The organism is Collinsella aerofaciens, assembly GCF_015560135.1.
Lineage (GTDB): Bacteria > Actinomycetota > Coriobacteriia > Coriobacteriales > Coriobacteriaceae > Collinsella > Collinsella aerofaciens_AN.
Genome location: NZ_JADMRH010000008.1, coordinates 37,759 through 61,557, shown reverse-complemented (window position 1 = coordinate 61,557; position 23,799 = coordinate 37,759). Strand labels below are relative to the sequence as shown.

Annotated in this window: 20 protein-coding genes; 2 read left to right on the top strand and 18 right to left on the bottom strand. The window is 60.9% G+C overall.

What is annotated here, in order from left to right; genetic code table 11:
• The first annotated feature begins 127 nt into the window (after nucleotides 1-127).
• Together adhE and I2H19_RS05095 are read left to right on the top strand one after the other, a co-directional pair.
• A complete protein-coding gene (gene adhE / locus I2H19_RS05100) occupies nucleotides 128-2,776 on the top strand; it encodes a bifunctional acetaldehyde-CoA/alcohol dehydrogenase (protein WP_117716641.1) in 2,649 nt (882 codons plus the stop codon).
• A gap of 89 nt (nucleotides 2,777-2,865) precedes the next feature.
• Nucleotides 2,866-3,630, top strand: a complete 765-nt coding sequence (locus I2H19_RS05095) for an aminoglycoside phosphotransferase family protein (protein ID WP_006236119.1) — start codon at nucleotides 2,866-2,868, stop codon at nucleotides 3,628-3,630.
• Nucleotides 3,631-3,808: 178 nt separating this feature from the next.
• On the opposite strand, the gene I2H19_RS05090 is transcribed toward I2H19_RS05095, so the two are convergent.
• The 18 genes from I2H19_RS05090 to ppdK all read right to left on the bottom strand — a co-directional run bounded on the left by I2H19_RS05090 (nucleotide 3,809) and on the right by ppdK (nucleotide 23,723).
• Nucleotides 3,809-5,530, bottom strand: a complete 1,722-nt coding sequence (locus I2H19_RS05090; RefSeq protein ID WP_229089788.1) for a proline--tRNA ligase — start codon at nucleotides 5,528-5,530, stop codon at nucleotides 3,809-3,811.
• Nucleotides 5,531-6,613 (bottom strand): flavodoxin-dependent (E)-4-hydroxy-3-methylbut-2-enyl-diphosphate synthase, encoded by a 1,083-nt coding sequence (gene ispG, locus I2H19_RS05085; RefSeq protein WP_195621726.1) that lies wholly within the window; start codon nucleotides 6,611-6,613, stop codon nucleotides 5,531-5,533.
• Between the two features lie 13 nt (nucleotides 6,614-6,626).
• Complete coding sequence (locus tag I2H19_RS05080) at nucleotides 6,627-7,988, bottom strand: M50 family metallopeptidase (protein WP_195621724.1); 1,362 nt, start codon at nucleotides 7,986-7,988, stop codon at nucleotides 6,627-6,629.
• Between the two features lie 25 nt (nucleotides 7,989-8,013).
• A complete protein-coding gene (gene dxr / locus I2H19_RS05075) occupies nucleotides 8,014-9,201 on the bottom strand; it encodes a 1-deoxy-D-xylulose-5-phosphate reductoisomerase (RefSeq protein ID WP_195621723.1) in 1,188 nt (395 codons plus the stop codon).
• On the bottom strand, nucleotides 9,201-10,100 hold the full coding sequence (locus I2H19_RS05070) for a phosphatidate cytidylyltransferase (RefSeq protein ID WP_271745627.1): 900 nt from the start codon (nucleotides 10,098-10,100) through the stop codon (nucleotides 9,201-9,203). The genes dxr and I2H19_RS05070 overlap by 1 nt, the downstream gene beginning before the upstream one ends.
• Before the next feature lie 2 nt (nucleotides 10,101-10,102).
• On the bottom strand, nucleotides 10,103-10,897 hold the full coding sequence (locus tag I2H19_RS05065; protein ID WP_055309876.1) for an isoprenyl transferase: 795 nt from the start codon (nucleotides 10,895-10,897) through the stop codon (nucleotides 10,103-10,105).
• A gap of 1 nt (nucleotide 10,898) precedes the next feature.
• Complete coding sequence (gene frr / locus I2H19_RS05060) at nucleotides 10,899-11,435, bottom strand: ribosome recycling factor (RefSeq protein WP_006236112.1); 537 nt, start codon at nucleotides 11,433-11,435, stop codon at nucleotides 10,899-10,901.
• 2 nt (nucleotides 11,436-11,437) lie between these two features.
• Nucleotides 11,438-12,160, bottom strand: coding sequence for a UMP kinase (pyrH, locus tag I2H19_RS05055; RefSeq protein ID WP_035138557.1), 723 nt, complete (start codon nucleotides 12,158-12,160; stop codon nucleotides 11,438-11,440).
• Between the two features lie 117 nt (nucleotides 12,161-12,277).
• The gene (tsf, locus tag I2H19_RS05050) at nucleotides 12,278-13,147 is read right to left on the bottom strand and encodes a translation elongation factor Ts (RefSeq protein ID WP_022094736.1); all 870 of its coding nucleotides are present in this window, start codon (nucleotides 13,145-13,147) and stop codon (nucleotides 12,278-12,280) included.
• A 45-nt stretch (nucleotides 13,148-13,192) separates the two neighbouring features.
• Nucleotides 13,193-13,921, bottom strand: a complete 729-nt coding sequence (gene rpsB, locus I2H19_RS05045; protein WP_006236109.1) for a 30S ribosomal protein S2 — start codon at nucleotides 13,919-13,921, stop codon at nucleotides 13,193-13,195.
• Between the two features lie 219 nt (nucleotides 13,922-14,140).
• Complete coding sequence (locus tag I2H19_RS05040) at nucleotides 14,141-15,049, bottom strand: tyrosine recombinase (protein WP_229089790.1); 909 nt, start codon at nucleotides 15,047-15,049, stop codon at nucleotides 14,141-14,143.
• Nucleotides 15,050-15,057: 8 nt separating this feature from the next.
• Nucleotides 15,058-16,395, bottom strand: coding sequence for a methylenetetrahydrofolate--tRNA-(uracil(54)-C(5))-methyltransferase (FADH(2)-oxidizing) TrmFO (trmFO, locus tag I2H19_RS05035; RefSeq protein ID WP_195621722.1), 1,338 nt, complete (start codon nucleotides 16,393-16,395; stop codon nucleotides 15,058-15,060).
• 14 nt (nucleotides 16,396-16,409) lie between these two features.
• On the bottom strand, nucleotides 16,410-17,342 hold the full coding sequence (locus tag I2H19_RS05030; protein ID WP_117745984.1) for a DNA-processing protein DprA: 933 nt from the start codon (nucleotides 17,340-17,342) through the stop codon (nucleotides 16,410-16,412).
• Complete coding sequence (locus I2H19_RS05025; protein ID WP_195621721.1) at nucleotides 17,342-18,865, bottom strand: YifB family Mg chelatase-like AAA ATPase; 1,524 nt, start codon at nucleotides 18,863-18,865, stop codon at nucleotides 17,342-17,344. The genes I2H19_RS05030 and I2H19_RS05025 overlap by 1 nt, the downstream gene beginning before the upstream one ends.
• Nucleotides 18,865-19,350, bottom strand: coding sequence for a YraN family protein (locus I2H19_RS05020; RefSeq protein WP_195621720.1), 486 nt, complete (start codon nucleotides 19,348-19,350; stop codon nucleotides 18,865-18,867). The genes I2H19_RS05025 and I2H19_RS05020 overlap by 1 nt, the downstream gene beginning before the upstream one ends.
• 189 nt (nucleotides 19,351-19,539) lie before the next feature.
• Complete coding sequence (locus tag I2H19_RS05015; protein WP_195621719.1) at nucleotides 19,540-20,328, bottom strand: ribonuclease HII; 789 nt, start codon at nucleotides 20,326-20,328, stop codon at nucleotides 19,540-19,542.
• Between the two features lie 93 nt (nucleotides 20,329-20,421).
• A complete protein-coding gene (rplS, locus tag I2H19_RS05010; RefSeq protein ID WP_006236098.1) occupies nucleotides 20,422-20,763 on the bottom strand; it encodes a 50S ribosomal protein L19 in 342 nt (113 codons plus the stop codon).
• Nucleotides 20,764-20,972: 209 nt separating this feature from the next.
• Nucleotides 20,973-23,723, bottom strand: coding sequence for a pyruvate, phosphate dikinase (gene ppdK, locus I2H19_RS05005; protein ID WP_271745625.1), 2,751 nt, complete (start codon nucleotides 23,721-23,723; stop codon nucleotides 20,973-20,975).
• Nucleotides 23,724-23,799: the final 76 nt, after the last annotated feature.

Genomic DNA, 23,799 nt, shown 5'->3' with positions numbered 1-23,799 from the left:
TTAGTTAAAACGTTTCAGTTTATTGAAGCGTTTTAGTGTGCCTTTTAAAGGAATCTGACCGTTCGCCGAATAATTTCTTGCTATCATGCAAGGCGTAGGGTAAATCTCCGATCGCAAGGAGACACAAATGGTGAAAAAGTCACCGGAAAACACTACTCCCGCAATTGTGGACAACGTAGAGGCGCTTGAGGCTAAGCTCGCTCAGATGCGAGAGGCCCAGGCGCTTTTTGCTACGTACACGCAGGAGCAGGTCGACAAGATCTTCTATGAGGCCGCCATGGCCGCCAACAAGGCTCGTATCCCGTTGGCGAAGATGGCCATCGAGGAGACCGGCCGCGGCGTTCTTGAGGACAAGGTCATCAAGAACCACTACGCCGCAGAGTACATCTATAACGCTTACAAGAACACCAAGACCTGTGGTGTCCTGGAGCGCGACGAGGCTTACGGCATCACCAAGATCGCCGAGCCCATCGGCATCGTGGGCGCCGTCATCCCGACGACCAACCCCACCTCCACCGCGATCTTCAAGACGCTGATCAGCCTGAAGACCCGCAACGCCATCATCATCTCCCCGCACCCGGCTGCCGCCAAGTGCACCATCGCCGCCGCCAAGCTCGTGCTTGACGCCGCCGTCAAGGCCGGCGCCCCCGAGGGCATCATCGGCTGGGTCGATGTCCCCTCCATCGAGCTGACCAACATGGTCATGCGCGACGTCGACATCATCCTCGCCACCGGTGGCCCGGGCATGGTCAAGGCCGCCTACTCCTCGGGCAAGCCCGCCCTGGGCGTTGGCGCCGGTAACACCCCGGTCGTCATCGACGACACCGCCGACGTGCTGCTCGCCGTCAACTCCATCATCCACTCCAAGACCTTCGACAACGGCATGATCTGCGCTTCCGAGCAGTCCGTGACCGTCATCGACACCATCTATGACCAGGTCAAGGCCGAGTTCCAGAAGCGCGGCTGCTACTTCGTCAAGCAGGGTGCCGAGATGGAGGCCCTGCGTGCCGCCATGTTCAAGAACGGCGCCCTCGATCACCGCATCCCCGGCATGGCTGCCGCCAAGATCGCCGAGCTCGCCGGCATCGAGGTTCCCGCCAAGACCAAGATCCTGATCGCCGAGGTCACCTCCACCGACCCCGCCAAGGAGGAGTTCTCCCACGAGAAGCTCTCCCCGGTCCTGGCCATGTATCACGCCAAGGACTTCCAGGAGGCCGTCGACAAGGCCGAGCACCTGGTGCTCGCCGGTGGCCCGGGCCACACCGCCTCTCTGTACGTGCACCCCGCCCAGGCCGAGAAGATCAGCCTGTTCGAGCACGTCATGAAGGCCTGCCGTATCGTCATCAACACCCCGTCCTCGCACGGTGGCATCGGTGACCTGTACAACTTTGGCATGAAGCCGTCTCTGACCCTGGGCTGCGGCTCCTGGGGCGGCAACTCCGTCTCCGAGAACGTTGGGGTGAAGCACTTGATCAACGTTAAGACTGTGGCCGAGCGCCGTGAGAACATGCTGTGGTTCCGCGCTCCCGAGAAGGTCTACTTCAAGAAGGGTTCCACGCCCGTCGCCCTCGACGAGCTGGGCAACGTCATGGGCAAGAAGCGCGCCTTCATCGTTACCGACCAGTTCCTCTTCAAGAATGGCAACACCCGCGCCATCGAGGCCAAGCTCGACGAGATGGGCATCGCCCACGACTGCTTCTACGACGTCGAGCCCGATCCGTCGCTGCAGTGCGCACGTCGCGGCGCCAAGCAGATGGCTCTCTTTGAGCCGGACGTCATCATCGCCGTCGGCGGTGGCTCCGCTATGGACGCCGGCAAGATCATGTGGATGATGTACGAGCACCCCGAGTGCAAGTTTGAGGACATGGCCATGGACTTCATGGACATCCGCAAGCGTATCTTCACCTTCCCCGAGATGGGCAAGAAGGCCTACTTCGTCGCCGTCCCGACCTCCTCGGGTACCGGCTCCGAGTGCACGCCGTTCGCCATCATCACCGACAAGGAGACCGGCATCAAGTGGCCGCTCGCCGACTACGCGCTGCTCCCCAACATGGCTATCGTCGACGCCGACAACTGCATGACCGCCCCGCGCGGCCTGACCGCTGCCTCCGGCATCGACGTCATGACCCACGCCATCGAGTCCTACGTCTCCATCATGGCTTCCGACTACACCAAGGGCCTCTCCGAGCGCGCTGCCAAGCTCGTCTTTGAGAACCTGCCCTCCAGCTTCACGAACGGCGCCAAGGACCCGCACGCCCGCGAGGAGATGCACAACGCCTCCTGCATGGCCGGTATGGCCTTCGCCAACGCCTTCCTGGGCCTCAACCACTCCATGGCTCACAAGCTCGGCGCTTTCCATCACCTGCCCCACGGCATCGCTAACGCCGTCATCCTGACCCGCGTCATGCGCTACAACGCCGCCGAGGCTCCCGTCAAGATGGGTACCTTCTCCCAGTATCCTTACCCCAACGCGCTGCACAACTACGCCGAGATGGCCAAGTACTGCGGCATCGAGGGCAAGGACGACAAGGAGGTCTTCGAGAACTTCATCACGAAGCTCGAGGAGCTCAAGGACTTCATCGGTGTCAAGAAGACCATCGCCGACTACGGTGTTGACGAGCAGTACTTCCTCGACACCCTCGACGAGATGACCGAGCAGGCATTCAACGACCAGTGCACCGGCGCTAACCCGCGCTACCCGCTCATGAGCGAGATCAAGGAGCTCTACCTGGACGCCTACTACGGCCGCGAGCCCCAGGACTACGCCGTCTGCTAGTTTTTAGCACGGTTTTTTGCGGCGGGGGTGCACGGGTGTTTCACACACCCCCGCCGTCGCTTCTATCGCATCGTTGAAAGGATGCAACCATGCTGCTACCCGATTCCAAGACCGAGCTCGTCCGCCGTGGCAACAAGGTCGTTTACGACCTGGGCGACAAGATCGTCAAGGTCTTTAACGAGACCAAGCCTGTCTCCGACGTGTTCAACGAGGCTTTGAATCTTGCCCGCATCAATGAGTGCGGCATCCGCAGCCCCAAGGCTCTCGAGGTTTCCCAGCTCGAGAACGCCAACGGCTGGGCGCTCGTGACCGAGAAGGTTCCGGGCACCACCCTTGCCGAGAAGATGACTGCCGAGCCCCAGCGCTTTGGTGAGTACCTCGAGATGTTCGTCGACCTCCAGATCGAGATCCACGGCTACACCTCCCCGCTGCTCAACCGTCAGCGCGACAAGTTCGCCCGCATGATCGACAGCCTTGATCAGCTCAATGCCACCACGCGCTACAACCTTCAGGAGCGTCTGGACGGCATGACCAAGGAGTTCAAGGTCTGCCACGGCGACTTCAACCCCTCCAACGTCATCGTCGGCGACGACGGCCAGCTCTATGTGTGCGACTGGGCACACGCCACCCAGGGCTCCCCTGCTGCCGACGTTGCCACCACCTACCTGCTCTTTGCCCTCAACAGCAAGGACCAGGCCGAGGCCTACCTGGAGCTCTACTGCGACCGTGCCGACATGCCCATGCAGGTCGTGCGTCAGTGGACGAGCATCGTCGCCGCTTCCGAGCTCGCTCGTAAGCGCAACGTGAACGATGAGTTCCTGAAGAACTGGATCGACGTCGTCGATTATCAGTAATATCTGAGCGATTTATTTCGCATCGGAGGCACAATGGAAAACCCCGCAGCTCGCATGGGCTGTGGGGTTTTCCTTTTAGATATCGAGGATGCTACAAGATAATAGGACGGCCCCGCATCTCCCCGATTGGAGAAATGCGGGGCCGTCCCACATATCGAACTACAAGCGAAATCGTCGATTAACGGCGGGCTGCCTTAACAAGCTCGGCAACCTTGGCAACGACCTCGTCGATCGCCACGTCCTCGCGCTCGCCCGTAGCACGGTCCTTGAGCTCAACGGTGCCATTCTTAAGGCCGCGCTTGCCCAGAACCACCTGATACGGGAAGCCCATGAGGTCGTTATCGACAAACTTAAAGCCCGGACGCTCATCGCGATCGTCGACGACGACCTCGATACCCTCGGCACACAGGCCATCAACAATCTGCTCGCAGACGGTAGCGCACTCTTCCTTCTTGGGATCAAGCGGAATCACCGCGACCTCGTACGGGGCAACGGAGACCGGCCAGACGATACCGTGCTCGTCGTTGTGCTGCTCCACGACGGCAGCAAGCGAGCGGGACACGCCCACGCCGTAGCAACCCATGATGAGCGGCTTCTCCTTGCCGTCCTCATCCATAAAGGTGGCACCCATGGCCTCGGAGTACTTGGTGCCCAGCTGGAAGACCTGAGAGACCTCGATGCCGCGGGCAGCGGAGAGCGGCTTGCCGCAGTGCGGGCAGGGGTCGCCGGCGACAACGGTGACCAGATCGGCCCACTCATCGACGGTAAAGTCGCGCTCGGGGCAGGCACCGGTAAAGTGATAATCGACCTCGTTGGCACCGCAGGCCCACTGTTTGGACTCGCGCAGGCTCTCGTCGCAGACCAGACGAATGCCATCGGGCAGGTTAACCGGTCCGATAAAGCCCTTGTGCAGACCGTTCGCCTGAAGCTCCTCGTCGGTCATCATGCGATAGCCCTTGCCAAAGACGTGCTCGGCCTTGCAATCGTTGAGCTCGTGATCGCCCGGAACAATGGCCACGACCGGCTTGCCCTCGGCGTCGATGAGTGCCAGCGACTTGCGCGTGCCGTTCTCGGGGAACCCAAAGAACTTAGCAACAGCCTCAATGGTGCCCATGCCCGGAGTCTCAACCTTGGTGAGCGTACCGTCACCAGGACCCTCGGTCACGACGACCTTGGTGCTTGCAGCCTCGTCATCGGCAGCGAAGCCGCAATCGTCGCAGTAGACGAGCGAAGCCTCGCCGGCGTCAGCCAAAGCCATGTACTCGACGGAGGTATCGCCACCGATCTCGCCAGAATCGGCGACGACGGGCAGAGCCTTGATGTAGCAGCGCTCGCAGATATTGGCGTACGCCTGCTTCATCTTGTCGTACTCCTCCTGCAGGCTCTCCTGCGTGGCGGAGAAGCTGTAGGCGTCCTTCATGATGAACTCGCGGCCGCGCATCAGGCCAAAGCGGGGACGGAACTCGTCGCGGAACTTGTCCTGGATGTGGTAGAGGTTAACGGGCAGCTGCTTGTAGGAGCGCAGCTCATTGCGAACCAGGGCCGTAACGGTCTCCTCGTGCGTGGGGCCCAGGACGAACTCGCGACCATGACGGTCGTCAAAGCGCACAAGCTCCTTGCCATAGGCGTCGATGCGGCCGGACTCGCGCCACAACTCGGCGTCGACCATGATAGGCATCATAAGCTCCTGGGCGCCGGCAGCGTCCATCTCGTCGCGCACGATGTTCTCGATCTTACGGATCGAGCGCCAGGCAAGCGGCAGGTAGGAATACAGGCCGGCGGCCTCCTTGCGGATCATGCCGGCACGGAGCAGCAGGCGGTGACTGGCGAGCTCAGCGTCCGCCGGATCCTCTTTAAGCGTCGGCGCATAGAGCTTAGACATATACATTGCTCGGGTCATTTATTTCTCCTCAATAAGCTTGTCGACCTCTGCCATAAGCGCGTCGACAATTTGGTCCTCAGCTACTTTACCAATGATCTGGCCATGCGAAAAGAGCAAGGCCTGACCACGTCCGCAAGCAACGCCCAGGTCGGCATCAGAAGCCTCGCCGGGGCCATTAACGGCACATCCCATAACGGCAATCGAAAGCGGCGCGGTATAGTTCTTAAGCCGCTCGGTTACTTCCTCGGCAATGGGAATAAGGTTAACCTGGCAGCGGGCGCACGTGGGGCACGAGACAATCTCGGGGCCACGGCGACGCAGGCCCAACGACTGCAGAATACCCCAGGCAACCGGCGGCTCCTCAACCGGGTCGGCTGTGAGCGACACACGCATGGTGTCGCCAATGCCTTCGGAAAGCAAGATACCCAAGCCTACAGAGCTCTTGATGGTGCCCTGGAGCTTGGTCCCCGCCTCCGTCACGCCCAGGTGAAGCGGAACGTGGGGAATCTCACGCGACAGGGCTCGATAGGTATCGAGCGTCGTTTGCACGCTATGGGCCTTGGCCGAAAGCACAATGTTCGTAAAGCCGTGGTCCTCAAAGTGCTTGACGAAGCGCTCGCTCGACATCACGAGCTTTTCGGGCTGCGTGAGGTCGTCGCGCTCGGCGATATCCTGCTCAAGCGAACCAGCGTTGACACCGATGCGAATTGCGCAGCCCGCAGCACCCGCGGCATCGATGACAGCATCGACCTTGGCCCAATCGCCGATATTACCGGGATTGATGCGGAGCTTGGCGGCACCGGCCTCGACGGCGCCGATGGCCAGCTTGTGGTTAAAGTGGATATCGGCAACGATTGGCACCGGAGACTCGGCACAGATGGTGCGGAAACCCTCAAGCGCGGCCTCGGTGGGCACGCTCACACGCACGATATCGCAGCCAGCCTGCGCCAACGCGCACACTTGCGCAAGCGTTGCCTGGGCATCAGCGGTATCGGTGCAGGTCATGGATTGGACCACCACCGGCGCGCCGCCACCGATCTGCACACCGCCCACATGCACGGGGCGCGTCAACTCGCGAGGCAAAGGATGGGATAAAGACAATCCAAACACTCCCCTACAGAATAAATCGAAGGATGTCGGAACGAAGCATATAGACAAACAGCAGCGCAAAGAGCGCGATGCCCACATAGCTCACAATCGTCTGGACCTTGAGAGGTAGCTCGCGGCCCGCAATCTTTTGAATGATCTCGATGACCAGCTTGCCGCCATCGAGTGGTGGGATGGGCAGCAGGTTCATAAAGCCAAGCGAGAACGAAATGAGGGCGGCAAACGAAAGGAACGTGGCAGGGCCGGCAGCAGCAGCCTGTGAGGACATAACGCTAATACCCACGATCGACGAGGACTGGTCGAGAATCTCCATCGTATGCTGCGGCTGGAGTAGGCGCATCACGCCCTCCGCTGTCTGCACGACATAGGAGAAAGACAGGCGAGCCGACGTGATGAGGTCTAAACGGACCACCTGCGTAGAGGCATACACACCTAGGCGCTCATCCTCTTTGAGCGCAACCGTGGTCGAATGCTGCTTGCCGTCACGCTCGTACTCGATGGCGATATCGTCCTTACCGGCAGCCTTGCCGATGGCATCGTAAACGTCCATCCAGGTAGAGCACGATACTCCGTCAACCGAAAGGATCGCGTCGCCGCCCTCGATACCCGCCTTGGCGGCAATAGACCCCTCGTCAACCTGACCGATCACGTTGGTATCCATCGGCACGGTGACACCCGTAATGGAATAGATGCTCATAAGGAGCAAAAAACCCGTCAGGATATTGACGAGAATGCCCGCGAGCAGCATAAAGGCGCGCTTGAGAAAGCCCTGGCCAAGATAAGTGTGCGAGCGCTCTTGCGCCAAGAAATCAGCCTCGCCGCACGGCAGCTCCCACACATCGCCCTCGGCAGTCGCATGCTCTCGATCGAACCGGCGGCCGTCAAAGGTGGTGTAACCCGCAGCGTCTCGAGGCAGTGTCTGATACTTAGTGGGATAGTAGCTCGGTGAGGGCTTCTCCCCTTCCTCATACCAAGGTGCGATGGAGCCCCAGCCCAGCAACAGAGCACAAGCCTCGAGCACATCCTCCTCGGAAAGCTCGAGCTCGACAGCAAGGTCGGCCACGGTCACGCGACCATGACGGTAGATAGCCGCGAGCACGCGATCGGCGCACGAGACATCGGTCGGATCCATACCGCAGATGGCAGCGTAGCCACCCAGCAGCAGCGGGGTCACGCCAAACTTGGTTCCAATGCGACGCGACGTGTAATGGATGTCAAAGCGGCACGGCAGGCCCAAAAAGAACTCGGTCACACGGACGCCGCAGGCACGCGCCGCCAAAAAGTGGCCACCCTCGTGCAAAAACACGAGGACGGAAAGCATCAGCAGGCCCCAAAAGACCGATGAAAGAACGCTCAGAACAGTATCCATAAAACGAAAAAGCAATCCTTATGGGTTAGGAACGGGTTGCGACGAGTACCTGCGCAGCCTTTTCACGCGCCCACGCATCGATATCGTGAAGTTGCTCAAACGAATCGACCGCCTGCACATCGTGGGCATCCATGCAGGATTCCACAATGCGATCGATATCGGTAAAGCTGCAGCCATCGCGCAGGAAGGCATCGACGGCGACCTCGTTGGCGGCATTGAGCACGCACGGCATGGTGCCACCCGTCTTGCCGGCACGCTCGGCCAGTGCCAGACAGCGGAAGGTATCCATGTCGGCAGCATCAAACGTGAGCTGCCCCAACTCGCGAAAATCGATACGAGGCGCCGGAGTATCCCAACGCTCGGGATACGAGAACGCGAACTGGATGGGAATACGCATGTCGGAAGCACCGAGATGCGCCATCACGGAGCCGTCGGAGAACTCGACCATAGAGTGAATCTTGGACTGACGCTGCACGACCACGTTAATGAAATCGAGGTCGCAGTTAAACAGATGCATGGCCTCAATGCGCTCCAGGCCCTTGTTCATGAGGGTGGCGGAGTCGATGGTGATCTTGGCGCCCATGGCCCACGTGGGATGTGCGAGGGCATCGGCACGCGTCACGCGGTCGAGCTCGTCGCGCGTGCGGCCAAAAAACGGACCGCCCGAGCAGGTGAGCCAAATACAATGAGCCTCGCGTGGGTTCTCCCCCAGATAGCACTGGAAGATGGCGGAGTGCTCAGAGTCGACTGGAATAAGCTGGCCCGGTTGCGCCAACGGCATAAGCAAGTCGCCACCGACGACGAGGGACTCCTTGTTGGCAAGGGCAAGGCGCTTATTTGAGGTCAAGGCCGCATGGCTCGCCTCGAGACCGGCGGCACCCACAATAGCGACGAGTACGCAGTCGACATCGTCGCGACGCGCGAGCTCGCAAACCGACTGCGCGCCAACGCCGAGCTTCGTTCCCTCGGGCAACTCCTGCAGCACGGCGTCATCGCCATGAGCGACATCGGCCACGGCAACCGCCGAAACCGAGAACTCGCGGGCAGCGGCAACAAGCTCGGAGGTACTGGAGTTAACGGACAGCGCCGTCACCTGCAGGCGATCGGCATGCTGGCGGCACACATCGAGCGCCTGGGTGCCGATGGAGCCCGTACAACCCAGGATGGCAACACGGAGGCGTCCATCGGGGCCATACGTCATCTGGAATGACATTACAGCACGCCTCCGATCATCAGCATCAGCTGCGCGGTGATGCAGCCGAAGATAAGCGAATCGCTACGATCGAGCATGCCGCCGTGGCCCGGGATAAGGTTGCCGGAATCTTTGACGCCCACACCGCGCTTGATGCGCGACTCGATAAGGTCGCCGATAACGCCCAGAATGGACACGACCACGCCGCACAGCAGCGCATAGGGCAGGCTGAGCTTGAAGAAATGCGTCGCCCACAGGATGAGCCAAATCAAAACCGAGCCCAGGATGCCGCCAACAAACCCCTCCCAGCTCTTTTTGGGAGAGATCTTGGGAACCATCTTGTGTTTGCCGATACGGCTACCCACGATATAGGCAAACGAATCGGAGACCCAGAGAGACGCGCAAACACCCACCGAAAGCAGGGCGCCGGCAAAACCGGGCACGGCATCGCGCAGCATCACGATAGCCGACAGCATAAAACCGGTGTAGATGGGACCCATGAGTGTCACGGCAACATCGGATATGCGGGTACGCGGCGACCAGACATACCAAATGCCCACAGCGAGCATCAGGGCAAAAAGCAGGGCATTCAGCAGCATCGAATCGCCCAACGCCGACAGCGGAAAGAGCACGGCGGCAGCGATACCCATGCGCTCGTTAGCCATCTTGCCATCGAGCCTTGTCATACGGAAAAACTCATAGCAGCACAGACCGCTCATGACGGAAACAAAGATGGCCGTGGGCACGATACCCAAAACCAGGCACAGGATAAAGACAACGGCGTAGACGATACCGGCGGCGGCACGGGTAATAAAGCCCGCCAGCCAAGAACCGGTGCCGCTCTTCACTGCAGGCGTTCCCGCAGTGGCAGCTTTGCGCGCAGGCGTCTTGGGAGCAGATGCCTTGGGACGATCGGACACGATTAAGCCTCCTCGGTCTTGCTCAGTCCACCAAACCTACGGTCACGGCCCTGATAGGCCAAAATGGCGTCGACAAGGCCCCAACGATCAAAGTCGGGCCAATAGGTATCGGTGACGTAGAATTCGGAATAAGCCACCTGCCACAGCAGATAGTTCGAAAGGCGCAGCTCACCAGAAGTGCGAATCACAAGCTCAGGATCGGGAAGGCCGGCGGTATAGAGGTGGGAAGCCACCATGTCGTCATCAATTGCGCCAGGATCGATCTTACCGGCGGCAGCGTCGAGTGCGATCTGACGGACAGCGCGGGTAATCTCGGCACGCGCGCCGTAGTTGACGGCAAGCGCCAGCGTCATGCCGGTGTGATTGGCGCACTCGGCAAGACCGCGTTCAAAAACGTCGCGGGTCTTCTTGGGCAGCGCGGAAATGTCACCCAAAAAGACAACGCGCACGTTTTCGCGCTTCAGAAGCGGCAGCTCGTCGATGAACGTCTTGGCAAACAGATGCATCAAGACGTTGACCTCATGCTGCGGACGGTTCCAGTTTTCGGTAGAAAACGCATAGGCCGAAAGCACGTCGACGCCCAGACGCACGCAGGCGGTAATAATCTCGCGAAGGGAGACGATACCCGCCTTGTGGCCCTCGGTGCGCGCAAGACCGCGCGACGTGGCCCAACGACCGTTGCCGTCCATGATGCACGAGATATGGTGCGGAATGTTATTGAGGTCAAGGTCGGAAAAACCGACGCCCGCAGGGGCGTCGGCAAAGTACTCGACCAGTTTATGCTCGTCGTATTGCACCTTAGATCTCCATGACCTCGGCTTCTTTTTCCTTCAGAAGCTCCTCGACCTTGGCGACATACTCATCAGTGTGCTTCTGGACCTTGGCCTGCTCGCGACGGACATCGTCCTCGGTGAGCTCCTCATCGCGCTCGAGCTTGTTGTTGAAGTCGCGACGGATGTTACGGATAGACACCTTGGCCTGCTCGGCGTACTCGCGGCACTCCTTGACGAGCTCGCGACGGCGCTCCTCAGTGGGAGCCGGGAACGGAAGACGAACGACGGTGCCATCGGAGTTGGGGGTAATACCCAGATCGGAAGCGCCGATGGCCTTGACGATAGCATTGATGAGTGCCTTGTCCCACGGCTCGATGAGCAGCATGTGGGCCTCGGGGGTCTTGACGGCGGCAACCTGCGTGACCGGCGTGGGAACACCGTAATAATCGACGGTGATGTCGGACAGAATGTTGGCATTGGCGCGGCCGGTACGGACCTTGGAGAAGTTATGCTTGAGGGACTCGAGCGACTTGTCCATATGGGCGGTGATGTTCTCTGCCATGCTTAATCCTCCTGATAGACGAGCGTGCCGACGGGCTCACCCGAAAGCGCGCGCTTGACGGTGTCCTCGCCATCGATGTTGAGGACCAAAATCGGCATACGGTTATCCTGGCACAGTGCCGTAGCCGTGGAATCCATAACCTGCAGACCGCGGACGAGCACCTCGTGATAGGTAATCTTGTCAAAACGGACGGCATCGGCGCACTTGACGGGATCCTTGTCGTAGATGCCGTCAACCTTGGTGGCTTTAATCAGAATCTCGGCGCCGATCTCGCACGCACGAAGAGCCGCGGCGGTGTCGGTCGTAAAGTACGGATTGCCCGAACCGGCGGCAAAAATAACGACGTTGCCCTTGGAAAGGTGGTTGATGGCGCGACGGCGAATATAGGGCTCGCAGATCTCGTTCATCTGGATAGCGCTCATCACGCGGCAGGGAACATCGTTATGCTCGAAGGCATCCTGCAGGGCGAGCGCGTTCATAACGGTTGCCAGCATGCCCATGTAGTCGGCCTGAGCACGCTCCATGCCACCGGCAGCGCCGGCCATGCCGCGGAAAATATTGCCGCCGCCGACAACGACGCCGACCTCATGGCCAACGGCGAGCAGCTCCTTGACCTGCTTGGCAAGATGGTCGGTAACCTTGGGGTCGATGCCATATTGGCCGTCGCCCATCAGTGCTTCGCCGGAAAGCTTAAGAAGCACGCGTTTATATCGGATGTCGGACAAAGCGATCCTCCTTTAATTAGACTTTCAATATGATATCAAAGGCTCTGATAAGAGCCATGAAAAAGCAGGCTGTGAGTAAAACCCACAGCCTGCTCATTACCAGCTACAAGAGCTTATTTACTCGCCACGGACCAGACGGTCAAAGGCAACGACGGTAATGGTGTCGCCGAGCTCCTTGGAGACCTGCTCAGCGTACTTCTTGATAGTGAGGGAGCTGTCCTTGATGAACTCCTGCTCGGTGAGCACGGACTGCTTGTAGAACTTCTCCAGACGGCCGACAGCCATCTTCTCCTGGATAGCCTCGGGCTTGCCGGACTCGGCAGCCTGGGCCATGTAGATCTGCTTCTCGTGCTCGACGGTCTCGGCAGGAACCTGATCGCGGGTAGCGCAGATCGGGGCGACGGCAGCAACCTGAAGGGCAACGTCGTGAGCGAAGGTCTTGAAGGACTCAGCCTGAGCGGTCTCGGCCTTCTCGAAGGCGAACTCGACGAGAACGCCGATCTTACCACCCATGTGGATGTAAGAAGCGAGCGCGCCGTTCTCGGCCTTGCGGGCAGCGAAGCGGGAGATCTTCATGTTCTCGCCCATGATGTGAATCATCTCGGTGAGCTCGGAGGAAACGGTCTCCTCGCCCATCGGCTTCTCGAGCAGAGCGTCGACGTCAGCAGGCTCGGTGGTAGCGACAACCTCAGCGACCTTGGAAGCAAAGCCAGTGAACTTGGCGTTGGAGCCAACGAAGTCGGTCTCGCAGGAGAGCTCGAGCAGAGCGCCGGTCTTGCCATCCTCGGAGACGAACGCGGCGACAGCGCCCTCGTTGGTCTCACGGCCAGCCTTCTTGGCAGCCTTGGCAAGGCCGTTCTTACGCAGAACGTCGACAGCGGCGTCCATGTCGCCGTCAGCCTCGACGAGAGCCTTCTTGCACTCCATCATCGGGGAGTCGGTCATCTCGCGGAGCTGCTTGACCATAGCGGCGGTAATCTGGGCCATTGTGGTTCCTTTCAAAGAGATGAAAAAGAATTAACTAAGACTGATTTACTCGGCCTTGGGCTCAGCGGCCATCTCGGCCTCGGAGACCTGCTCCTTGCCGGAGCCAGCGAGGCAGGCGTCAGCCATGAGCTCGCACATAAGGGTGACAGCGGAGATAGCGTCATCGTTGCAGGGGATGCCGTACTCGACCTCGTCGGGATCGGAGTTGGTGTCGATCAGAGCGACGACGGGGATGTTCAGGCGCTGAGCCTCCTTGATGGCGTTCTCCTCGCGCTTGGTGTCGATGACGAAGAGAGCCTGGGGCAGACCCTTCATGTCGCGAGCGCCACCGAGGTTGGTCTGGAGCTTGGTGAGCTCCTTGCCGAGAACAGCCTGCTCCTTCTTGGGCAGAACAGCCATGCGGCCGTCCTCGACCATGGCCTCGAGCTCCTCCATGCGGTTGATGCGGGAGCGGATGGTGACGAAGTTGGTCAGCATACCGCCGAGCCAACGCTGGTTGATGTAGGGCATGTTGGCGCGCTCAGCAGCGTTCTTGACGGCCTCCTGAGCCTGCTTCTTGGTGCCGACGAACAGCACGTTGCCACCCTTGGCGACGTTCTTGACGAAGGTGTAGGCCTGGTCGGCGTCGAGAATGGTCTGCTTGAGGTCGAGGATGTAGATGCCGTTGCGCTCACCAAAGATGAACGGCTTCATCTTGGGGTTCCAGCGACGGGTCTGGTGACCGAAGTGGCAGCCGGCCTCGAGCAGGGTGCGGATATTAATCTTGGTAGCCATGTTAAACCTCCTGTGGTTTGCCTCCGCGCGGGGTCATCCTCCAAAACCAACCCGGACATGTGCTACCAAAGCCCGGGCACCACGGTATGAAGTAGCCGCGCGTGCGTGATAAAAACATGTTGCCGTGAAGCAACCCGATGAATGATAGCAGGAATGCCTCTTCCTGCCAACCCGCAATCAAAACCACACACCTGAGTGCGGCGCGGGACGTGCCAGCCACTATTCGCCGCGGGGATGGGCTTGAGCCACAGCCCGCTTAAGCCGATCGGGTGTGAGATGCGTGTAGATCTGCGTCGTGGACAGGCTCGCATGACCTAGCAGCTCTTGAACCGAGCGCAGGTCCGCACCGCCCTCGAGCAAGTCGGTCGCAAAGGTATGGCGCATCGCATGCGGGGCGATGTCGGCCGGAATGCCGGCGAGCGTCGCCAGCGTATGGAACCGCCGCCTGAGCATAGCGGCACTCATGCGGTTGCCGCGCGCCGAGATAAACAACGGATGCGGACCATTTGCGGCATCGCGACGCTTTGCCTGGGCCAGCAGTGCCGGTCTCCCCTCCTCGATATAGGTGCGGGTCGCCTCGAGCGCGCGGCGATACAGGGGCACGATGCGCTCCTTGCTGCCCTTGCCCCACAGCCGCAGCGTGCGCTCGGACCATGCAATGGATTCCACATTGAGCGCCGCGAGCTCGGAGATGCGCGCGCCAGAGGCATAGAGCAGCTCGAGCATCGCCGCATCACGCAATCCCGCGGGCGTCGCGGTGTCGGGGGCACGGAGCAGCTCCTCTACCTGCTGGGTCGTCAGCACCCCGGGTAAGTCGCGCGGGAGTTTGGGCGATGAAATCGCAGAAACCGCATCGCCCTCCACAATCCCCTCGGCAGCCATCCAGCGATAGAACGATCGGATAGCCGACAGATGCGCCGCAAGCGTGCGGTGTGCCACCTGCTCGCGCGAGAGCTCGGCCAAATACGTGCGAATGGTACGCACGTCGGCCGCACGCGCGTCGGTGCCCGTACGCTCGCACCACGCCGCAAAACGTTCCAGGCGCGAGCTATAGGCGACAACCGTGTTGGGAGACAGACCCTCGACGCGAGCGATATAGGCGATAAACGAGTCGACGGTATCGTACAGGTCAAAGGCTATGACCGGTCGCCTCCAAACAGGTCGGAACGCGTTGCCAAGTAGGCATCGAGAGCCTCGAGGGCACGGTCCGCATAGGCCTGATAACGATCGCGCTTGCTACGGCGCTTGCCGTCCTCGAGCGGCGGCACCAGGCCAAAGTTGACATGCATGGGCTGGTAGCCCACCGTGGCGGGATCGGTCGCATAGCCCACGAGCGCACCCAGGGCGCCCACGCGAGGCAGCCCTACAGGATCGGCCTCGATAGCCTCGGCATAGGTGTTGACCGCAGCGAGCAGACCGGTCGCCACTGCCTCCATGTACCCCTCGGTGCCGGTAATCTGGCCGGCAAGGCGCACACTCGTACCGGGCACGGCAAAGGTCCCGTCGAGCACGTGCGGCGCATCGACAAAGGTATTGCGATGCATGACGCCATAGCGGAAGAACTCGGCGTTCTCCAGACCGGGAACCATATGGAACACGCGCTTTTGCTCGCCGAAGGTCAGATTGGTCTGGAAGCCCACCAGGTTATAGGCGGTCTTCTCCTTGTTCTCGGCGCGCAGCTGAATCGCAGCCCAGGGACGACGACCAGTTCGCGGGTCAGTGAGTCCGACAGGCTTCATGGCGCCAAAACGGATCGCGTCCTTACCGGTGCGTGCGACCTCCTCGGCGGGCTGACAGGCCTGGAACAGGTCACCACCCTCAAAGTCTTTAAGCACCACGCGGTCGGCCGTGGTGAGCGCCTCGATAAAGGCCTCGTACTCCTCTTTGTTGAGCGGGGCGTTGAGATAGTCGCCGCTCCCCTGCTCCTCGTAGCGCGACTGCGAGAACAGCACGTCCATATCGAGCGTGGAGGCATCGACGATCGGAGCCGCGGCATCGAAGAACGCAAAGGCGTCGCCACCGACGAGCTTCATGACCTCTTCGCTCAGCGCCGGCGAGCACAAGGGGCCCGCGGCAATGACCACGTGACCCTCGGGAATCTGCGTGACCTCGCCGTGAATGATCTCGATATTGGGACGGGCGGCAACCTCGGCCTCGACAAGCTCGGAAAACTTGACGCGGTCGACCGCCAGGGCGCCACCGGCGGGAACAGCCGCGCGATGGGCGCAATCGAGCAGCACCGAACCCATACGCTCGAGCTCGGCTTTTAGTAGGCCAGCAGCGGAATCTGGACGGGTCGACTTAAACGAATTGGAGCAGACGAGCTCTGCCAGGTGATCGGTATGGTGGGCCGGGGAGCTCACCTGGGGGCGCATCTCGCACAGCTTTACGGCAAACCCGCGGTCTGCCAGCTGGATCGCGCATTCCGAACCCGCCAGACCGCCACCGATAACCGTCACCTGATCGAACTGCATCTGCAAACACCTTTCTAATTGACACGTTTTCCATTGTGACCGAAGGGCGTCTGGGCGTGAAGGGCAAACTTGGAGGGCGCATACCTTCCATCCATCATGCGCTCGATAAGGCCCTCGAGTTCAAGCGAACCCAAGAGTTTGAGTACGCCGACAGCATCGAGTGAGACGAGCGCCGCGATGTCGTCGACCTTGAGCGGAGAGGCGATGAGCGCATGCATCACGGTCTGCTGCGTTGGATTCAGGTCGGCAATGCCGGGAGCATCGGGGCGCGAGTAGCGCAGGGTGCCGTATATGCGAGAGATAGCCATCTCGATGGACTCCTCGTCGACAATGCAGCAGGCACCGTTCGCAATGAGGTAATTCGTGCCACGCGACTCGGGCGATAGGATCGACCCCGGCACGGCAAGAAGTTCGCGCCCCAAATCCATAGCAGCCTCGGCTGTAGAAAACGTCCCGGAAGGCATACCCGCCTCGGATACAAAGAGGGCTTGCGACAGGGCCGCGATCACGCGATTGCGACGCGGAAAGGCAAACTTGCGCGGACCCATGCCCCACGGAGAGATCGACACGACCGCGCCGCCCGTATCGAGCGTGCGCGTAATAAGCCCCGCGCTCGAACGCGGGTAGACCACGTCGGCGCCCGTCCCCAGCACCACGACGTGTTTGCCGCCGGCGTTGACCGCAGCCCAACCCGAGGCCTGGTCACAACCGACCGCACCGCCCGAAACTACCGTCACTCCCGCCTCAACCGCCACCTTCGCCGCAAGCTCTGCCACGGCAAGACCATACGGCGAGGCCTTTCGCGCACCGATGATGGAGAGCGCGGGCGTCGAAAGCGCCTCGGGGTTGCCGCGCACATAGAGCGTCTGAGGTACATCAGAAAGCTCCAAAACGGTCTCGGGATACAACGCGTCACCTGGATGCAGCTCGAAGGTCCCCTCAGCCATCATTGGTCCCTCCTTCCCTGGTACATCGCCGCCTCGAGCACGTGGTCCTGCGTCACCTGCTCGCTCTCGGCGACATCTGCGATCGTGCGCGCAATGCGAACAAGGCGCACGATGCCACGCCCTGTGAGATGCGTGCGCTTCGACAGGCCGAGCACACACTTCTCCGCCGCATCATCGAGCTCAAAGGTCGAAACGACGCCGTCAATGGACCGAGTATCGTCATCCTCGGCCTCGGCATCCGCATCGTCCATGCGGGATTCGCGCCAAGCGCGAAAGGCGCGACCGCGCACAACGTAGTCACGTAACTCGGCCGACGACATGCCCTCCGCACCCTCGATAATCACTTGAGGGTCGGGACGGGTCACATCGATCATCATGTCGATACGGTCGGCCAAAGGACCGCGCAGTTTAGACCGATAGCGCTCGACCATCGCCGCCGAGCAGCGACACGGCACCTCGCGATCGCCCAAAAAGCCGCAGGGGCAGGGATTGCTCGCAGCCAGCAGCTGAAAGCGCGACGGGAAGGTAAAGGCCCCGTCGACGCGTACGATCCTCACGTAGCCGCGCTCGATGGGCTGACGCAGCGTCTGCAGCACGCCAGTGGGAAACTCGGCAAGCTCGTCCAAAAAGAGCACGCCGCCATGAGCAAGGCTGATCTCACCCGGGTGCACCGGGCGCCCGCCGCCGATAAGGCCTGCGGTCGAAATACTGTGGTGGGGACTGCGGAAGGGGCGGTGCCCCGCCAACAAGCCATCAATGTTCTCACCCAAAACCGAATGGATGCACAGTGCCTCCTGCTGATCCTCAACGGAAAGCTCGGGCAGGATGCCGGTCATACGGCGTGCGAGCATCGTCTTGCCCGATCCCGGAGACCCGATCATGAGCAAGCCGAGTTCTCCTGCCGCCGCAAGCGCCATGCCGCGTTTAGCGACTTCCTGCCCCAGCACGTCTGCATAGTCGAGCTCGGGCTCAAAGGTCGCCTCGACGCCCTCGGAATCCAAGTAGTGCCGCGCGGCATCGCCCATGCCATGGGCAAGCTGAGACAAATGATCGATGAATCCACAATCCACGCCCGCGAGTGGCACATGCTGGTCGGACCTGCCGGCGATAAAAGACAGCCCCATGTCGCGAGCCAATAGCTGAAACGCTACCTCGCCCTTGACAGGAAGCACCGTACCGTCCAAGCCGAGCTCGCCGGCGATAAGGCAGCGATCGAGGTTATCACGGGGAATCTGCCCATCGGCCGCCAGAACCGCGATGGCGATGGGCAGATCAAAGCCGCTACCGGTCTTGCGAATATCGCCGGGCGCCAGGTTGACCGTAATGCCCGAGCGTGGGATCTCGAACCCGGCGGAGCGCATCGCGCAGCGAATACGACCGCGTGACTCCATCACCTCCATACTCGGAATACCGAGCATCTGAATGCCTGGGATGCCACCGGCAAGCGAGACCTCGACCGTGACGGGAATCGCCTCGACGCCGCGGATGCAGGCCGCGTGAACGGCAAACGTCTCGAACGCCATCACGACACCTGCCAATCGAACGCGTTGTACTGGTGCTCGATCTCGGCGATATGCCCGTCGCGGATGGTGACACCCACGGCATCGAAGCGAATCGCCTTGAGCGGATAATGCTCCATGAGATAGCAACTTGCGATGCGGCGGTAGCGGCGTTGCTTTTGGGCGTCCACGGCCTCCTCCGGAAAGACCCTCGTGCTGCAATCCAGTGCGACGCGTCTGGTCTTGACCTCGGCCATTACCACGACATCGTCGAGCTCATCGAGCAGCACCAGGTCGGCCTCGCCCTCGGTGCAACGATAACCCTGCTCCAGCAAGGTGTAGCCGCGCTCGTTAAAGTAGTCGATTGCGATAAGCTCGCCCAGCATACCCAGCTCGCGGGGACTGAGTCCCTTGATAAACTCGGGCGTCATCGCCCCGCAGTCGAGCTCGCCGTTTTCCCAACGCTCCTTGAGCTGCTGCGTCTTGCTCTTTTTGCTTGCGGCACTCATGGGGTCTCCTTTCCCGCACACTGCATTGCCCCGATGATGAGGGCACCTTTCATGCGGGTAAGTACCGGAAGCAAACCAAAAGCTGACCAAATGCCGACAAAAAACGGGCCGTACGCAGCAATGGTGCTGCATACGGCCCGCTACCAGCTGGTTTACAAAACTCCAGAAGTCCCTGTCTCCACAATTGACCTAGAAAAGGCGCTCAGTCTGCAGAAAGTTTCCGCAAAAGCTCACGCGATGCAGCGGACAAAGTCCATGTTTGCGAATGGCCTCGATATGCTCGGGGCTTGCATAGCCCTTCGACTCGGCCAGATGGTACTCGGGGTACTCGGCGTCGTACTCGACCATCATCTCGTCACGCGTGACCTTGGCCATGATGGACGCCGCGGCGATGCAGGCGATCTTGGCATCGCCCTTCACCACATCGCGCTCGTTAGGAACGGCGCCCAGGGGGTTGCCGTCCATGAGGACGCAATCGGGCTCGAGCCCCGTATCGGCCACCGCACCCGCGACGGCGGTACGGATAGCGCGGGCCATACCCATCTCATCGATATCCGCAGGCGCGATATGGCAAAAACCAATCGCCGTCGCGACCTCGGCAATCTTCACCGAGAGCAGCTCGCGACGCGCCGGCGTAAGCTTTTTGGAATCGTTGATACCCCAGACGCGCGGCTCCATGGGAAGGCACACGGCACACACGGTTAAGGGACCCGCTACCGAGCCACGGCCCACCTCGTCGACACCAACGACCACCCCATCGCCGCCAAGCTCGTGCATAAGCTCATACATGCCGTTGACGCGCTCGCGCTCGGCAAGCTCTTTGGCATGGCGTTTGAGGGCGCGTTCGCAAGCCTTGATCACCTGCTGGCGCGGATCCTCGCGATAATGCTCCACGAGGGCGGGAATCTCCTCAAACGTAGCGCTCGCCAACTCACCGGCAACCTGCGATGCCGAAACCGAGCTCGTCATGTTGGCCATACCAGGCCCTCCTTGCATGCAAATCAGATAATAAGAAGGGCCACCCGAAGGTGACCCTTACGTCCAAACGAGTGGACAGACGCTGCGATCTTCTTAGCGCTTCTCGGGGATGCGAGCAGCCTTGCCCACCTTGTCGCGGAGGTAGTACAGCTTGGCGCGACGGACGCGACCATGACGAACGACCTCGAGCTTGGCGATCTTGGGGCTGTGAAGCGGGAAGGTACGCTCAACACCGACACCGAAGGACATCTTGCGAACGGTGAAGGTCTCGCGGGCACCGGCGCCGGCCATGCGGATGACGTCGCCCTGGAAGACCTGGATGCGCTCGCGGTCGCCTTCCTTAATGCGGTAGTGAACCTTGACGTTGTCGGCGACGCGAACCTGAGGAATGTCCTCGCGGATCTGCTGACGTTCGATTGCGCGGATGTAATCCATGTGCAATTCCTTACTCTTCTAGAGGTGCCGTACCACCTTGGCCGGCACGTAGTTGAACAAACGTATTCGAGTATACACGCGCGGGTTTCTGCTGCAAGAACAATTTTTTACGCAGACAAAAAGACAAAACCCGCACATGATAACCGCCCGTCTCACGAATGAGACGGGCGGCATGAAGGGGGCTACGCTAGGCGTCTAAACCCAAAACGTTACGCGGAGCGTTTCGCCTCGAGCTTGGCCTGGGCGGCAGCCAGGCGTGCGAGGGGCACGCGGTAGGGCGAGCAGGACACGTAGTCAACGTCGGCCACGTTAAACAGGCCCTTGATGGACTTGGGGTCGCCGCCGTGCTCGCCGCACACGCCAAAGTGCATGTCGGGGTTGGTGGCGCGACCCTTCTCGACGGCCATACGCACCAGCTCGAGCACCGCTGTGTCGATGGTCTCGAAGGGGTTGTCCTTCAAGATCTTCTTGTGCATGTACAGCGGAATGAACTTGGCCTCGGCATCATCGCGGGAGAAGCCGAAGGTGGTCTGGGTGAGGTCGTTGGTGCCAAAGCAGAAGAAGTCTGCGTGATGGGCGATCTCGTCAGCGACCATGCAGGCGCGCGGCAGCTCGAGCATCGTGCCCACGGGAATATTGAGCTCGACGCCCTCTTCGTCGGAAACCTCGGCGATCACGCGCTCGATGACCTCGCGGGTCTGGACATGCTCGGCCGTGATGGAAACGAGCGGAACCATGATCTCGGGGCGTGGGTCGACACCCTCCTTGATAAGGCGGGCGGCAGCCGTGGCGACGGCGCGGACCTGCATGAGCGGCAGATCGCTAAAGACGACAGACAGGCGCACGCCGCGTAGGCCGAGCATCGGGTTGGACTCGACCATGCCGTCAATACGACGCAGGCGGGCGCGCAGGACGGCAAGTTCTTCCTCACTAGCGCCTGCGGCTTCCTTCTTGGTGATGTCGACCTCGAGCTCGCGAGGATTATCCAGGAACTCATGAAGCGGCGGATCGAGCAGGCGGACGACCACATCGCGACCGGACATGGTCTTGAACATCGCCAGGAAGTCCTCGGTCTGAACCTTGAGCAGGTCGGCCAGGGCCTGCTGCTTCACGGCCTCATCGTCAGACAGGATAAAGCTCTGGATGATGTTCTTACGGTCACCCAGGAACATGTGCTCGGTGCGGCATAGGCCGATGGCCTCGGCACCAAACTCGAGTGCGAGCGCGGCGTCCTCGGGGTTGTCGGCGTTGACGCGCACGTGGTTGGCGTGACCGTCGGTCTCGTCCAGACGGATCTCGTCGGCCCAGGACAGGATGGTGTCCAGATCGCCGGTGAGCTCAGCCGAAACCAGATCGACGGCGCCGTCGACGACGATGCCCTGAGTACCGTCGATGGAGATGATGTCGCCCTCATGCAGCACGCGGTCGCTGCCCTCGATGTGCACGACCTTCTCGGCGGCGTCGATATGGAAGCGTTCGACGCCGCAGACGCAAGGCGTACCCATGCCGCGGGCGATAACGGCGGCATGGCTCGTCTTGCCACCGTGGCTTGTCAGAATGCCCTCGGCGGCGACCATGCCTTTCAGGTCGTCGGGGTTGGTCTCCCAGCGGACCAGGATAACCTTGTGACCCTCGTTGGCGCGCGCGACGGCGTCATCGCTCGAGAACACGACCTCGCCCACGGCGGCACCGGGGCTGGCGTTAAGACCGCTGGCCAGAACCTCGTACTTCTTGGAGGCGTCGAACTGCGGGTGAAGGAGCTGGTCGAGCTGCGCAGGATCGATGCGGCTCACGGCCTCTTCGCGGGTGATCAGGCCTTCCTCGACCATTTCGATAGCGATGCGCAGGGCTGCGGTAGCAGTGCGCTTACCCACGCGGGTCTGAAGCATCCAGAGCTTGCCCTGCTCAATGGTGAACTCGATGTCGCACATATCGCGGTAATGGTCCTCGAGCGTCAGGAACACGCGCTCGAGCTCTTCACCTGCAGACTCGAGGCCCGGGGTGGCCTTGAGGTCGCCAATGGGCTCGGTGTTGCGGATGCCGGCGACGACGTCCTCGCCCTGGGCATTAACCAAAAAGTCACCGTAGAACTCCTTGGTGCCGTCGGCCGGATTACGCGTAAAGGCGACGCCCGTCGCAGAGGTCTCGCCCTTGTTGCCAAAGGCCATGGCCTGGACGTTGACGGCAGTACCGAGCTCGTCGGAAATGCCATGCTGCTTGCGGTAGATGCAGGCGCGCTCGTTCATCCAGCTGCCAAAGACGGCCTGGATGGCAAGGCGCAGCTGAAGCTCAGGATCGTGCGGGAAGACGGGCTTGCCATCGGCGACCTCGAGCTCGGGATACAGGGCGGCATCGACGTTCTCGGAGAAGATGCCCTTAAAGGTCTCGACGAGTTCCTGCAGGTCCTCGGCCGAAAGCTCGGAATCGACGCGAACGCCGGCGACCAGGCGGGCCTGGGTCAGGGCGTTCTCGAACAGGTCGGCATCGACACCCATGACGACGTTGGAGAACATCTGGATAAAGCGACGATAGCTATCCCAGGCAAAACGCGGGTTCTGCGTCTGCGCGATGAGGCCCTGGACGGAATCGTCATTGAGGCCCAAGTTGAGGACCGTGTCCATCATACCGGGCATGGAGAACGGAGCGCCCGAACGAACCGACACGAGCAGCGGATCGGAGGCGTCGCCGAGCTTCTTGCCGCAGCGGGCCTCGAGGTCCGCCTCGGCGGCAACGATCTCATCGAGTGCGCCCTCGGGCCACACGTTGCCGGCACCGGAGTACTCGACGCAAGTCTGGCAGGTAATGGTAAAGCCACCGGGAACCGGCAGGCCGATACGGCTCATCTCGGCAAGGTTAGCGCCTTTGCCGCCAAGCACGAAGTTCATGGACTTGTCGCCCTCGGTGACACAGGTGCCCTGGGCGTCGGTTCCAAAACGGTAAACCCTCTTGCAATCGCTCACGATACTTCCCCTTCCATGCGCTTACGCGCACGACCGTGGTAACGAATCGACCCGCCAGATGCGGGCCGTGAGGGAA